General features: G+C 62.9%; 15 protein-coding genes. 12 read left to right on the top strand and 3 right to left on the bottom strand.

The genetic code is table 11. The features are described from left to right. Nucleotide 1 precedes the first annotated feature (1 nt). From R6254_RS06325 to R6254_RS06275, 11 genes are all read left to right on the top strand, one after another. Nucleotides 2–805 (top strand): citryl-CoA lyase, encoded by an 804-nt coding sequence (locus tag R6254_RS06325; protein WP_318405304.1) that lies wholly within the window; start codon nucleotides 2–4, stop codon nucleotides 803–805. Further along, nucleotides 802–1,971 carry a CaiB/BaiF CoA transferase family protein gene (locus R6254_RS06320; RefSeq protein ID WP_318405302.1) on the top strand — a complete coding sequence of 390 codons (1,170 nt, stop codon included), beginning with the start codon at nucleotides 802–804 and terminating at the stop codon, nucleotides 1,969–1,971. Before R6254_RS06325 ends, R6254_RS06320 begins: the two co-directional genes overlap by 4 nt. Continuing rightward, the gene (locus R6254_RS06315; RefSeq protein ID WP_318405300.1) at nucleotides 1,968–2,966 is read left to right on the top strand and encodes a Bug family tripartite tricarboxylate transporter substrate binding protein; all 999 of its coding nucleotides are present in this window, start codon (nucleotides 1,968–1,970) and stop codon (nucleotides 2,964–2,966) included. The genes R6254_RS06320 and R6254_RS06315 overlap by 4 nt, the downstream gene beginning before the upstream one ends. Nucleotides 2,967–2,994: 28 nt before the next feature. Then, on the top strand, nucleotides 2,995–3,984 hold the full coding sequence (locus R6254_RS06310) for a Bug family tripartite tricarboxylate transporter substrate binding protein (RefSeq protein WP_318405299.1): 990 nt from the start codon (nucleotides 2,995–2,997) through the stop codon (nucleotides 3,982–3,984). Between the two features lie 143 nt (nucleotides 3,985–4,127). After that, nucleotides 4,128–5,327, top strand: coding sequence for an amino acid ABC transporter substrate-binding protein (locus R6254_RS06305; protein ID WP_318405297.1), 1,200 nt, complete (start codon nucleotides 4,128–4,130; stop codon nucleotides 5,325–5,327). 15 nt (nucleotides 5,328–5,342) lie between these two features. Beyond that, on the top strand, nucleotides 5,343–6,200 hold the full coding sequence (locus tag R6254_RS06300) for a branched-chain amino acid ABC transporter permease (protein WP_318405295.1): 858 nt from the start codon (nucleotides 5,343–5,345) through the stop codon (nucleotides 6,198–6,200). Beyond that, a complete protein-coding gene (locus R6254_RS06295; RefSeq protein WP_318405293.1) occupies nucleotides 6,197–8,029 on the top strand; it encodes a branched-chain amino acid ABC transporter ATP-binding protein/permease in 1,833 nt (610 codons plus the stop codon). Before R6254_RS06300 ends, R6254_RS06295 begins: the two co-directional genes overlap by 4 nt. Further along, the gene (locus tag R6254_RS06290; RefSeq protein WP_318405292.1) at nucleotides 8,022–8,738 is read left to right on the top strand and encodes an ABC transporter ATP-binding protein; all 717 of its coding nucleotides are present in this window, start codon (nucleotides 8,022–8,024) and stop codon (nucleotides 8,736–8,738) included. The genes R6254_RS06295 and R6254_RS06290 overlap by 8 nt, the downstream gene beginning before the upstream one ends. A 195-nt stretch (nucleotides 8,739–8,933) precedes the next feature. Beyond that, a complete protein-coding gene (locus R6254_RS06285; RefSeq protein WP_318405291.1) occupies nucleotides 8,934–9,689 on the top strand; it encodes a sulfite exporter TauE/SafE family protein in 756 nt (251 codons plus the stop codon). 116 nt (nucleotides 9,690–9,805) lie between these two features. Further along, the gene (locus R6254_RS06280; RefSeq protein ID WP_318405290.1) at nucleotides 9,806–10,423 is read left to right on the top strand and encodes a ParA family protein; all 618 of its coding nucleotides are present in this window, start codon (nucleotides 9,806–9,808) and stop codon (nucleotides 10,421–10,423) included. Between the two features lie 64 nt (nucleotides 10,424–10,487). Continuing rightward, the gene (locus R6254_RS06275; protein WP_318405289.1) at nucleotides 10,488–10,943 is read left to right on the top strand and encodes a MaoC family dehydratase; all 456 of its coding nucleotides are present in this window, start codon (nucleotides 10,488–10,490) and stop codon (nucleotides 10,941–10,943) included. 119 nt (nucleotides 10,944–11,062) lie between these two features. Here R6254_RS06275 and R6254_RS06270 read toward each other — a convergent pair whose 3' ends face one another. Then, nucleotides 11,063–11,368 carry a hypothetical protein gene (locus R6254_RS06270; protein WP_318405287.1) on the bottom strand — a complete coding sequence of 102 codons (306 nt, stop codon included), beginning with the start codon at nucleotides 11,366–11,368 and terminating at the stop codon, nucleotides 11,063–11,065. Nucleotides 11,369–11,584: 216 nt separating this feature from the next. On the opposite strand from R6254_RS06270, the gene R6254_RS06265 reads away from it, so the two are divergent. After that, entirely contained in the window at nucleotides 11,585–12,562 is a 978-nt protein-coding gene (locus R6254_RS06265; RefSeq protein WP_318405285.1) for a LysR family transcriptional regulator, read from the top strand. On the opposite strand, the gene R6254_RS06260 is transcribed toward R6254_RS06265, so the two are convergent. Beyond that, nucleotides 12,559–13,053, bottom strand: coding sequence for a tRNA (cytidine(34)-2'-O)-methyltransferase (locus tag R6254_RS06260; protein WP_318405284.1), 495 nt, complete (start codon nucleotides 13,051–13,053; stop codon nucleotides 12,559–12,561). The two genes, R6254_RS06265 and R6254_RS06260, sit on opposite strands and share 4 nt — an antisense overlap. A 70-nt stretch (nucleotides 13,054–13,123) precedes the next feature. Beyond that, the gene (locus R6254_RS06255; RefSeq protein WP_318405282.1) at nucleotides 13,124–13,879 is read right to left on the bottom strand and encodes a ComF family protein; all 756 of its coding nucleotides are present in this window, start codon (nucleotides 13,877–13,879) and stop codon (nucleotides 13,124–13,126) included. Nucleotides 13,880–13,884: the final 5 nt, after the last annotated feature.

Raw genomic sequence — 13,884 nt, 5'->3', positions numbered from 1 at the left:
CTTGAAAATTGGCAAGGCCACCGTGCCCCGTTCTGCAATTTGCACCTCGAATGAAAACACCATTGTTGTTCGCGGCGCCGATCTGGCCCAGGATTTGATCGGACAGATCAATTTTGGCGACTATTTTTTCCTGCTGGTCACCGGCCGACGCGCCGACGCCGCGACCAGTGCCGTGTTGAATGCCACGCTGGTGGCGATTGCCGAACATGGCCTGGTGCCCAGCGTGCAGGCCGCACGTATGACGCTGGCCGCCGCGCCTGACGCCATGCAGGGCGCGGTGGCAGCCGGCATTCTCGGCTCGGGCTCGGTGATCCTGGGCGCGTCAGAAACCGCCGGCCGCCTCTACCTGGAAGTTGAAAAGGAAGCGGAAAAACACAATGGCGATTTGCGGGCCGCAGCCCGCGTGGTCATCGCCGATCTGCGGGCGCGCAAGCAGCCAATTGCCGGTTATGGTCACCCCGAACACAAGGCCCGCGACCCGCGTGTGGGCAAACTCTTCGAGGTGTCGGTGAAAGCCGGTGGCGGCCAGCGTTATGTCGAGATCGCGCAGGCCGTGGAAGCCGTGATTCCCGAGGTGGTGGGCAAGGAACTCAAGCTCAATGTGTCGGGCGCCATCCCTGCCGTGTTGCTGGGTGTGGGTTTTCCTGTCAATGCGCTCAAGGGGGTGCCCATGCTGGCGCGCACGGCCAGCCTGATTGCCCACCTCAACGAAGAACTCAGCGACCCCATCGGTTTTGCCTTGTCCTACCAGGCCACACGTGATCAGCAATACACCGGCACGTTGCCGGCGGAGCGTCAGGCATGAGCAAAGTCCTCCAGGGTGTGCGTGTGGTCGAACACGGCACCTTCATCACCGGGCCGGCGGCGTCCATGCTGCTGGCCGACCTGGGCGCCGACGTGGTCAAGGTGGAACTGCCGGGAACGGGCGATCCTTTCCGCGCCTTCAAGGGCGGCTTGTACAGTCCGCATTTCCAGACCTACAACCGCAACAAGCGCAGCCTCACGCTCAACACCAAACAGGCCGACGACCTGGCGCAGTTCGACGCGCTGATTCGCGAGGCCGATGTTTACATCCAGAATTTCCGTCCCGGTGTGGCCGAGCAGATAGGCGCCGGCGAAGAACGTTTGCGGGCGATCAACCCCAAGCTGATTTATTGCGCCATCAGCGGTTTTGGCGCGACCGGTCCGGCCGCGCATAGACCGAGTTATGACACGGTGGCCCAGGCCGCCAGTGGTTACCTGCGTTTGCTGGTTAATCCGGCGAATCCGCGGGTGGTGGGGCCGGCGATTGCCGACGCGGTGACCGGCTATTACGCGGCCTACGGCATTCTGGGCGCATTACACGAACGCCACGCCACCGGTGTGGGCCGCAAGGTGGAAGTCTCCATGTTCGAGGCCATGGCGCATTTCAACCTGGATGCCTTCACCCACTTGTTTGCGGTGGATGAAGTCATGGGGCCGTTCAGCCGCCCCAGCGTTTCGCAGTCCTATGTCTTGCAGTGTTCGGACGGCAAGTGGATTGCCCTGCACATGTCCTCGCCTGAAAAGTTCTGGCAAGGCCTGGCCACCGCCATGGAGCGCGCCGACATTTTTGAAGACGAACGTTTCGCCAGTCGGCTGGCACGTATCGAACACCAGGAAGACCTGATGCAGGTGCTGGGCGGCATTTTTTGCCTGCGGGATCGCGCCGACTGGTGCAAACGGCTGGAGGCCAACGATGTGCCGCACGCACCCATGTACACCACGGCCGAGGTGCCAGAAGACCCGCAGGCCAAACACCTGCAGTTGTTTGTCGAAACCCGGCATCCGGTGACCGGCTCATTCCGCACCGTGCGGTCACCGGTGTCCTTTGACGGCGAGCGTGCCCTGGACGTCACCGCACCGCCGCTGCTGGGCGAACACAACGCCGAATTACGTGCCGGCTGGTCCGAACGCGCCGCCCCCCTGCCTTCCACGGGAATCAATACATGAACACCTCACCGCTTGTCATCCGCGGCCGTTTGACACGTACCGCTGCCTTTTTGGTGGGCACCGCCCTGGCTTTGGGTTCCACGCTTGCTGGCGCGCAGGACTATCCCACACGGCCCATCAAACTCATCGTGCCGTTTGGCCCGGGCACCACAACGGACATCATTTCACGCGTGATGGCGGAAGCCCTGGCCAAACCGCTGGGCCAGACCGTGATTGTGGAGAACCGCGCCGGCGCCGGTGGTGTCATCGGTTCCGACCTGGTGGCCAAGTCGCCGGCCGACGGTTACACCATCGTCATGGGCACGGTGGGTACGCATGCGATCAACGCGACCTTGTACAAAAAACTCCCTTACGACCCGCTCAAGGACTTTGCGCCGGTGGCTTTTGCTGGCTACACACCGACCTTGCTGGTGGTGGCCGCCAACTCGCCGCTGAAAACCGTGAAAGATCTGGCGGCCCAGGCCGGCAAACCGGGCGGCGTGAGTTTTGCCTCGGCCGGCAATGGCACCTCGGGCCATTTGGCGGGAGAGTTGCTCAAGGCCAGGCTGGGTGGCGAGATGGTGCATGTGCCCTACAAGGAGGGCGGACTGGCCATGTCCGACGTGATGGCTGGCCAGGTGCAGTTTATGTTTTACCACCCGGCGGCCGTGTTGCCACACATCAAGGCCGGCAAGCTGCGCGCCTTGGGCGCGTCTAGCGCAAAACGCAGCGCTGCCGCGCCCGAATTGCCCTCGATTGCGGAGCAGGGCTACGGCGATTTCGACCTGGTGGCCTGGTTCATGTTGTACGCGCCGGCGGCCACACCCGCACCGGTTCTTGCACGCTTGCGCGATGCCGCCAATCAGGCCCTAGCCAGCGCTGATGTCGCCGCCAGGCTGGGCGCGCAAGGTTTGGAGCTGCGCCGCATGAAGCCCGAGGAGATGGCGAACTTCGGTCGCGCCGAAATTTCGAAATGGTCCGATCTGGTCAAGCGTTCTGGCGCCCAGGTGGACTGAGGCCTTGAATAACCGATCGACACCCGACATGACCCACAGACGCAAACTCCTGGCCGCAGCGGGCGCCACCGCCCTTGTTGCCGTGTTTCCCCGCATGGCCGCCGCCCAGGGCGCCGCCCCATTTCCCAGCAAACCGATTCGTATCATCATTCCGTACGCGCCAGGCGGCACCACCGACATTGTCGGCCGGCGCATGGGCCAGCGGCTTTCGGAAATCCTCGGTCAGCCGGTGATCATCGACAACCGTAGTGGTGCCAATACGGCCATAGGGGCCGATGCCGCGGCCAAGTCGCCAGCCGACGGCCACACCTTGTTGTTCACCAACGATGCCACCTTTGTACTCAATCCTGTCTTGTTTCCCGCGCTGTCTTACAACGTGCAGCGTGATTTTGTTCCGGTCGCACCCGTCACCTATGTGGCGCTAGCGCTGGTGGTGAATGCCAGTACCCCGGCCAATGACATGAAGGAACTGGCGGTCTACGCCAAATCGCGCAAGGATCTGGGCTATGGCTCTTTCGGCGCGGGCAGCCAGCCACACCTCATGGGCGAGATGTTCAAGCGGCTGACCGGTGCCGACCTGGTCCATGTGGCCTATAAGGGCGCCGGCCCGGCGGTGACCGACGTCATGGGCGGTCAGGTGCTGTTTACCTTCCCGGCATTCCCCACCATCCAGGGCCACATCGCTTCGGGCAAGCTCAAGGTGCTCGGCGTGAGCGGCGACAAACGGGTGGCCTTGTTGCCCAATGTGCCGACCTTCGCCGAGGCCGGTTTCAAGGACATGGACATCGGTGCCTGGTACGGCTTTCTCGCACCCGCCGGCACACCGCGCGAGGTCGTCGCCAAGCTGAACGCGGCGGTCAACAGCATTCTTGCGAACCGCGATTTTGTCGAGAAAAACCTGAGCAGCCAGGGCATGGTGCCCATGAGTTCCACGCCGGAGCAGATGGGCGCACTGATCAGGAGCGAGACCGAACGCATGGCGGCGATTGTGAAGAAGTCGGGCGCGAAGGTGGAATAGTTCCGTGCGGCGTTGGCGTGCCATGAAACGTGCCATGCGAAGGCCGTGAACGGCCGGACCGGTGAAGCGACGAAGACGCAGACCGGTCCGTGCCGATATTTTTTCTGCAGTGAGCGTATCTATAAATCAACAGGAGACAAACCATGAAATTCTTGACATCGCTTTTCACCACGGCTGTAGCCAGCGCGGCGCTGCTTGCCGCCATGCCGGCGGCCGCGCAGGCACCGGCCCCTGTGCGTATCGGCAGCACCTTGGCTTTGACCGGGCCGCTGGCGACCACCGCCTTGACACACAAGCTGGTGGGCGAAATTTATGTAGAGCAGCTTAATGCCAAGGGCGGTCTGCTGGGCCGCAAGGTGGAATGGACACTGAAGGATGACCAGTCCAAGCCGGAGCTGGCCCGCACCCTGTATGAACAACTGGTGACCTCGGACAAGGTGGACCTGCTGATGGGCCCTTATGCGACGGGCGCGATTCTCTCGGCCATGGGTGTGGCCCAGCGTTACAACAAGGTGCTGGTGCATCACACCTTCGGCATTCCGTCCTTGTCCAAGTACGACATGGCGTTTCCGGCCTGGTCGCTGGGCTCTGATCCCGGCACCACGGTGCCGAACTCGGTGTTCGACGCCCTGGCCGCTGCGCCCAAGCCGCCCAAGACGGTCGCCTTCGTGACCAGCAAGTTTCCGTCCATCCACTTCATGTCCCTGGGCGCCCGGGAAGTCGCCAAAAAACGCGGCCTGCAGGAGGTGTTGTTTCTCGAATGGGATTTCGGCAACCGCGATTTCGGACCGATTGCGGCGCGGGTCAAGGATGCCAAGCCCGACCTGGTCTGGGTCGGTGACATCGGCCTGGAGGGCAACATGCTGCTCGACGCGATGAAAAAAATCGACTATGTGCCGCCGCTGCATTTCCACACCTATCCCGCGCCTGGCCCCATGACCAAGTCACCCGATGGAAAAAACGCACTCTCGCTCACCATCTTTGAAGAACATGCGCCATTCACCACGAATCCCGTGGCGGCCGAATTTGTCAAATTGTTCAATGAGCGCGCCACCAAGGCCAACCTGCCCGACACCTCGGTGGAAGTGCAGGCCGCAGCCTCTTACTCGGCCTGGCAGATCCTGGAAGCCGGCGTGCGCGGTGCCAACAGTTTTGACGACAAGGCGATTGCCGCCTGGCTGCGCAAGAACCGGGTGGACACCATCCACGGTCGCCTGCGTTTCGACGGCCCCGGCAACTACGGTGACGACCTGATGAAGGTCAAGCAGGTCCAGAACGGCAAGTGGGTGGTGATCCATCCGGCGCAGTTCGCCCCGGCCGGCGCGAAGCTGCAAGTCAACTGACGCCCCGAGCCGCAGATGAGTTTCCCGAGTTTCAACCTGCTCGCCCAGTCCATCCTCTCGGGGATTTTCATAGGCGGCCTCTACGGCCTGATCGGTCTCGGGCTGGGCCTGACCTGGGGCTTGCTGCGCCAGATCAACCTGGCCCACTTTGGCCTGGTGTTTCTGGCCGCCTACATGAGTTACCACATGGCCACGGTGTGGCATGTGGACCCGCTGCTCACACTGCTGCTGTTGCCACCGCTGTTTTTTATGTTCGGTGTGGGCATGCAATGGGTGTTGTCGCGTTTTGCGATTTCACCATTCAATTCGCTGCTGGTCACCTTTGGCATCACGGTGGTGATCGAAAGTGTGATCCAGGCGATCTGGACCGCTGACTTTCGCCGGCTGGAAACGCATTACAACGACCAGAAATTCACCCTCGGCTCGTTGTATTTTCCCGTGCCCGAGCTGGTGACGCTGGGGATGGCGGTCACGCTGTCGCTGCTGATCTGGGCGGCCATGCGTTACACCGACCTCGGCAAGGCCTTGCGTGCCATGGCCGAGGACGGGCCCATCGCTTCGGCCTTTGGCATCAACCAGAAAGGCATGTCGCTGATGCTGGCGGGTATTTGCGCGGCGCTGGCGGCGGTGGCTGGCATCTGCCTGGCACTGACCTTCACGCTGACCCCTTCGCAGATTTTTGCCTGGGTCGGCGTGATTTTCGCGGCGGTCATGCTGGGCGGCCTGGGCAGCGCGCTCGGGCCCCTGGTGGCCGGCATCATCATCGGTGTGAGTGAAGCCATCACCATGGCCGTTGCCGCACCTTCGTGGGCGCCCATCGTTTCGTTCTCGCTGCTGATCGTGATGCTGCTGTTTCGTCCGGGAAAACTATGACCTCCACACTCACTACGCCGCGTGTTGCGCTGCCCTCCGAAGAGGAAGGACGTCCATCCACGTCGGAAGGCCGGACGGGCCCACGCATGAACAAAACCGTCATCGGCATCCTGGCCGCGGGCGCCTTGCTGGCCAGTGTGCCCTGGCTGGGTGTGCCGGCTTTTTATGAATCTTTTCTTTACCTGATTTGCCACTGGATGATCCTGGCCCTGTCCTGGAACATCCTGTCCGGTTATTCGGGCTACTTTTCCTTTGGCCACGGGGCTTTTTTCGGCATAGGCATGTACACCTCGGCCGGGCTGGCGGCCAATTTGAACTGGCCTTTTCTCTGGACCCTGCCTGCGGCGGCCCTGCTGGCGGCCTTGCTGGGCATGGCCCTGGGCGCCGTGGTGTTTCGCGTCAAGTCGGTGCGCGGCGAGTTGTTTGCCTTGCTGACCCTGGCCATCACGTTTGTGGTGGGCACGATTGTGCTCAACACGCGGATTGACGGCGGACCGGGGATTTACCTCAATGCCGTGGCCGTCCCGGCGCTGGGCCCGACGGCCTCGTCGTCGATTTACCTGATGGCCTTGTTAGGCGCTGTGGCCACGCTGCTGATCTCCTACCGCATCCAGGCCTCGCGGCTGGGCCTGGGCCTGTTTGCCATCCATGACGACGAAGACGTGGCCGAAGTGATGGGCGTGCCGACCTTTCGCTACAAGCTGCTGGCCTTTGGTATTTCCTGCGCGCTGGCAGGCCTGGCCGGCGGCATCCATGCCTTGTTTGTCTCGTATGTCACGGCGGGCGAAACCTTCACCATTGTGGTGCCGCTGACCGTGGTGCTGATGAGTGTGCTGGGCGGTACGCGGCATTGGGCCGGGCCGGCGGTGGGCGCCATCGCGATCACCTGCCTGATGTATTTTTTCACGGCGGGCAACCACCCGGTAGCCGGCAAGGCGGCCGTGGGGGTGATCCTGGTGCTGGTGATTCTGTTCATGCCCAACGGCATCCTGGGTTATTTCCTCAAACGCACGGCGGGCAAACGTTCGGTACCACCAGTGGTGGTGGCGCCGCCAGCCGCGCCGGAGACGGTGGCTGCTCCGGCGCCTGCCGGCAGCAGCGGCAAGGTGTTGCTGGACGTGCGCCAGCTGTCCAAGGCCTTTCGCGGTGTACAGGCGCTGGATGGCGTGACCTTGCAGGTACACGAGGGGGAAATCCTCGGCCTGCTCGGCCCCAATGGTTCGGGCAAGTCAACGTTTATCAATGTGGTGAGCGGGCATTTCCCGGCCAGCGGCGGGCAGATGTTTTTTGAAGGGCGCCAACTCGCGGGGTTGGCCGCACACCAGATCGCGCAGGCCGGCATTGCGCGCACCTACCAGATCCCTAGGCCGTTTGCGCATCTGAGCGTGCTGCAAAACGTGTCCCTGGTGGCGATGTTTGGCGGCGCGGCGTTGAACCACGCGCAGGCCACGCAAGAGGCCTGGAAGTGGCTGGCCTTCACCGGCCTGCAGGACAAGGCCGATGCCTTGCCCGACGACCTGAACCTGCACCAGCGCAAGTTCCTGGAACTCGCGCGGGCGCTGGCCGCGCGGCCGCGCCTGGTGTTGCTGGACGAGGTGTTGTCCGGCCTGACACCCGGCGAAATCAACGAAGCCATCACGCTGATCCGCAAGATACGCGACCGCGGCGCCACCATCGTGTTTGTCGAACATGTGATGCGGGCCGTGATGGCGCTGGCCGATCGTGTGGCCGTGCTCAACCATGGCAAGCTGATCGCCGTTGGCCCGGCCCAGGAGGTCATGAAAAACGCCGACGTGGTCAGCGCCTACCTGGGAACCCCCCATGCTTGAAGTCAACAACATCCTGGTCAACTACGGCGCGGCACCGGCGCTGTGGGGCGTGACACTTGCGGTCCAACCCGGCGAGCTGGTGTGTGTGGTCGGCCCCAACGGCGCCGGCAAAACCACGCTGATCAACGCCATCGCCGGCCTGCACCGCGTGCGCGAAGGCAGCCTGCGTTTTAACGGAAAGGACATTACCCAACTGGCCAGTCACCGCTTCTGTGAAGCCGGCATTGCCATCGTGCCGGAAGGCCGGCGGCTGTTCACGCAGATGACGGTGCTGGACAACCTGGAGCTTGGCAGCTTCATCCCCCAGGCCAAGGCACACCGCAAGGCCTCGCTGGCGCATGTGCTGGCGTTGTTTCCGGCGCTGGAGGCCAAGCTGCAAAGCCCCGCCGGTGCCTTGTCGGGCGGCCAGCAGCAGATGGTGGCCCTGGGCCGCGCCCTGATGGCCAGGCCCGGCCTGTTGCTGCTGGACGAGCCTTCGCTGGGCCTGGCGCCGGCCATTGTGCTGGACATGTTCCGCGCCATCCGCCAGATCAATGCGCAAGGCACCTCGGTGCTGCTGGTGGAGCAAAACGTGGCCATGGCCATGGAACTGGCCAACCGGGCGTATGTGATGGAGGAAGGGCGCATCGTCGCAGAGGGCCAGGCCAGCGAGTTGCTGACCCGGCCGGAGATCCAGAAGGCCTATCTGGGCCTGGAAATGCAGGAGTGAATCGCGACCGGGCTGCCGCAACGCATCATCGCTATCAAAAGAGGAGCTGCTTGCGTCCGTTGCTAAAGGGCTGGAGGCCGATTTTATGATGAAGTCTTCTGCCGCCGGCTTTATGCCGCCAGCAGCGGGTCGCTCCGCTCTAGGCTCGATAATCGGCAGCTGTTGATTGTTGGCCCGTCCGTTTCTTCTCTTCCTGTGACTTTTCCCCTCATCACCGATCCCTTCTTTTATGCCGTGGCGGTGCCCGCCGTGTTGTTGCTGGGGATCAGCAAGAGTGGCTTCGGCGCCGGCTTTGGTTCGCTGGCCGTGCCCATGATGGCGCTGGCCGTGACCGTGCCGCAGGCGGCCGCCATCCTGATGCCGGTGTTGCTGCTGATCGATCTCCTGGGCATGGCCGCGTTTCGCAAGGACTTCGACATGCGGCTGGTGAAGTTCCTCGTGCCCTGCGGCTTGCTGGGCACCTTGATCGGTGCCTTGTTGTTCAAGGTCTTGCCGGCCAACACCGTGGCCGGCATCGTCGGCGGGTTCACCTTGTTGTTCCTGGCCCAGCGCCTCTTGTTTCCGCCCCGGCCTGACAGTCCGCCGCCGCCGCGCTGGCTGGGTGCCTTGTTCACCGTCACCTCGGGCTTCACGAGTTTTATCGCCCATGCCGGCGGCCCGCCGGTCAGCGCTTATGTGATTCCGCTGCGCCTGTCGCCGGTGACCTTTACCGCCTCGCTGGCCTTCTTCTTTTTTGTCATCAACCTGTCCAAGTGGATTCCTTATGCCTGGCTGGGCCTGCTGGATATGCGCAACATGAGCACCTCGCTGGTGTTGCTGCCGCTGGCGCCCATCGGTGTGTGGATAGGGGTGCGGCTGGCCAGACGTATCGATCCGGTGCTGTTTTACCGGATTCTTTATTTCGGCATGTTCCTCACCGGCATCAAGCTGCTGTGGGATGGCTTGCATTAGCCGCCGCTTCGCGCCAAAAGTGGTAAAAACGTCACCATTGAGCGGCTGCGACTGGCCGCGGCTTGGACGATCCGGCGGCTGCCGTTACGATACGGTTCAAATTCCAGGAGATATGTATGCCTGTGGTTGTGATTGCCAATCCGAAAGGCGGCGTCGGTAAAACGACACTGGCCACCAATGTTGCGGGGTATTTCGCCAGCCAGGGCCATGCGGTCATGCTGGGGGATGCCGACCGCCAGCAGTCGTCCCGGCTTTGGCTGGGGCTGCGTTCACAGGCGGCACGGCCCATCGCCACCTGGGACATCAACGCCGACCTGATTGTCAAACCGCCCAAAGGCACCACCCACGTGGTGCTGGACACGCCAGGCGGCTTGCACGGCTGGCGTTTCAACGATGTGGCCAAGCTGGCCGACAAGGTGATCGTGCCGCTGCAGCCCAGCGTGTTCGATATTTTTGCAACCCGGACTTTTCTGGACCAGCTAGCCGAACACCGTCGTGCCGGGAAGATGCAGGTCGGCATCATCGGCATGCGGGTGGATGCGCGCACGATTGCCGCCGACAAGCTGCGCAGCTTTGTCGACAGCCTGGGTTTGCCGGTGCTGGGTTATGTGCGCGACACGCAAAACTACATCCATCTGGCAGCGCGCGGACTCACCTTGTTTGACGTGGCCCCGAGCCGGGTTGAAAAAGACCTGGAGCAGTGGGCCGGCATCTGCCGCTGGCTGGACCAGTGAACCGGCGTCACTGGCTGTCGCTGGCTGGACACGCCGGCCGTTGGTCCCACGTTACAGTCGGCCCATGAAAACCTTCCAGACCCTTTCCGAGCTGGCCGCCTGTGTGGGCCAGGAAGTTGCCGTCAGCGACTGGCTGACCGTCACCCAGGCGCAGGTCAACCTGTTTGCCGAAGCCACCGGCGACCACCAGTGGATTCATGTGGACCCGGAAAAAGCCAAAAGTGGGCCCTTCGGCGCGCCGATTGCCCACGGCTTTTTGACCTTGTCGCTGCTGCCCAGGTTTTTTGAGTCTTCCTTGACCATTGTGCAAAGCCGCATGGGGGTGAACTACGGCCTGAACAAGGTGCGTTTCACGGCGCCGGTGCCGGTCGGCAGCCGCTTGCGTGCGCGCATGAAGCTGCTGGCCAGCGAGCCGATTGACAACAACGGCGTGCAGATGACTTGGGAAGTGTTGGTTGAACGGGAAGGCTCGGCCAAACCCGTGTGTATCGCCGAATCGCTGGTGCGGCGTTATCCCTGAATCCCTGAATCCCTGAAGCGTTTGATACCGGGAAAGATGTTCATCCGTCCAATAAAAAACCCGCCAGGGCAAGCCGTGGCGGGTTTTTTGTTGGCAGCTGCATGACTGCAGCGGTGGGCTTAAGCGCGGCCGGGAGCAGCGTTGTAAGACACACCAGCCTGGACGGCTTCGGCACGCACTTCAGCGCGGCTGCGATCGCTGGCCACAGGTGCTACGGCAACCGTCGCGCCACCGGAGACCATGTTGCTGGCTGTCACGGCGCCAGGCTGCACGTCGCGGGCTTGGGCTTGCACCTCGGCGCGGGTGTAGATGCTGGTCAGCGTAGGCTGGACGTCGACGGAGCCGTCGGCGCCAGCGGCAAAAGCACTCACGGACACCAGGCTGGCTGCAGCGATCAGAGCGGAGGCAACAAATTTCGAGTTCATGATGAAAATCCTTTTTAGACGTTGATAAGACATTTCCGGGCGGGCGGGGATCAAAAACCTCGTCTGTCCAGCCTCGGTGAGTCGCTTACTAAGTGGTTTCGGCTCATCGATGTATGAACTGTACTATTGCCGTTGAAGAAGAAAAACAGCGTATGCTTCAATTATTAATTGCCAAATGTGGAACAATAAAGCCTTGACTTTGTAGGTATTAACCCTATGGACCGACTTTTATCGATGCGCGCCTTCCAGCAAGTGGTGGATGACGGTGGTTTTGCCGCCGCCGCCCGGACGCTGGACATGTCACCCGCCGTGATGACCCGGCTGATCACCGATCTGGAGGAACACCTGGGCGTGCGCCTGCTGCAGCGCACCACACGCAAGTTGTCGCTGACCGAGGCGGGGCAGTCCTATTTGCAACGGGTGCGGAACATCCTCAACGATGTGGACGAGGCCGAAGCCTCCACGCGCCAGCAAACCACCGAGCTGGCCGGCCTGCTGCGCATCCACACCCAGCCGGTGATGGCCGTGCACATTCTGGCGCCGCTGGTGGCCGAGTTCCGACGGCGTTATCCCAAGGTGGTGCTGGACATCACGGTGGACTCGCCGCTGGTGCCGCCGGTGGAAGATTTCGACCTGACGATTCTGGGGGCCGGCGGACTGTATGACGCCAATGTGGTGGCGCGGCCGGTGATTGTTTCGGAAGGCCTGTTGTGTGCTTCCCCCCGGTATTTGCGCGCTGCGGGAACGCCGAAGAAGCCCGAAGACCTGCAAAAACATGCTTTGTTGCGCCTCATGTACACGGGTGCGCGGCAGCGGGAGTGGCGGCTGATCAATCCCGAGGAGGGCGACCGGGAAGAAGTGGTGGACATCAAGCCGGTGCTGATGGCCAACCACAGCGACACCTTGCTGCGGGCCACGCTGGATGGCAGCGGTATCTGCGCGCAACCGCTGGACCTGGTGGCGAACTACCTGCGGGACGGGCAGCTGCGGCGTGTGCTGGCGCCCTGGATCACCGGGCGTTTCACCTTGTACGCGGCTTTGCCCAGCCGCAAATTTGTGCCGACCCGCGCCAAGGTGTTCATGGAATTCCTGATCGAGCAGACACGCCTGAAGGCGGCCGAGGCCGAGCGAACCTGGCCGTCCCGGCCGACGCCCACTGTGGACCCGGCAGAAAAGACCGACAAGCCCACCTAGGTGGCGGGCCCTGGCGCGCGGTCAGGCCGCGCCGCGAAGCCGTTTTGCCGCCAGGCCTCAAACACCGTGACGGCCACCGCATTGGACAGGTTCAGGCTGCGCTGGCCGGCCAGCATGGGCAAGGTCAGGCGCTGCGCGGGCGCAAAAGCCTCGCGGACCTCGGGCGCCAGGCCCCGGGTTTCGGCGCCAAAAACCAGCCAGTCGCCGGGTAAAAAATGCGCGTCATGTACACGTCGCGTGCCGCGGGTGGTCAGGGCAAACAGCCGCAGCGGATCCGGTTGTTCGGTGTCCAGAAAGGTCTGCCAATCGGCGTGGCGCTTGAGCTCGGCGTACTCGTGGTAATCCAGCCCGGCGCGCCGCATGTGTTTGTCATCCATCGAAAAACCCAGCGGCTCCACCAGGTGCAGGCGGCAACCGGTGTTGGCGGCCAGCCGGATCACATTGCCGGTATTCGGGGGGATTTCGGGCTCGACTAAGACGATATTGAACATGGGGGGATTGTCGCTGCTGGTGAAGCGTGGGAACTGCTGCGTATGACGCGCAGCGACAAGCGTGGGGGCTTCAGTCACTTTCCGTACGAGCAAACACCACGCCGCAGACCGAGGCCGCGCCGGCATCACGCAAGGCCTGCGCGGCGGCAAACAGTGAGGCGCCGCTGGTCATCACGTCATCCACCAGCAGCACGCGGCGGCCCTGCAGCCCGGACACGCGCAAAGGGTCCACGACAAAAGCCCCCTTGACGTTTTGCAGCCTGGCCTCGCGTTTGAGCTGGGCCTGCGGTGGCGTGTGCCGGATACGCAGCAACAGCCGGGCATCGGTTTGGGCCAACGTGCCGGTCTGGCGCGCCAAGGCCTTGACCAGTTCCCAGGCCTGGTTGAAGCCGCGCGACTGCAGGCGTGCGGTGGACAAGGGCAGGGGTATCAGCCAGTCGCCGGTCTCCAGCGCTGCCAGGGCTTGGGGCACGCCAGGCGCTTGCAGCAGCAACTCGGCCAGGACAGCGGCCCAGGCCGGGTCGCCGCCGAATTTGTAGCTGGCCACCAGCTCTGACCAGGGATAGGCATAAGTCATGGCGGAAAAACAGGCGTCCAGCGGCGGGGGCTGGCGAAGACAGGTCGCACAGCGGGACGCAGGGCGGCCTTGTCCCAAGGACAGGTCAGTGGGCAAACGCAATGCGCAAGTGTCGCAACGCGCTTGTGTTTGCCCAAAACGCGCCACGCAGGCCGCACACACCCGGCGCGACGGCCAGCTGTGGCAAACCGCGCACTGGCTGGCCAGGGTTTGCAGCACAGAAGCCGGGTTGGGCAGGCGTAGCGACATCGTGT

Origin of the sequence: Polaromonas potterensis, from assembly GCF_033446725.1 — a bacterium.
Classification (GTDB): domain Bacteria; phylum Pseudomonadota; class Gammaproteobacteria; order Burkholderiales; family Burkholderiaceae_C; genus Polaromonas.
The sequence above is the reverse complement of the archived record's forward strand: the minus strand, read 5'-3'. Positions and strand labels throughout refer to the sequence as shown.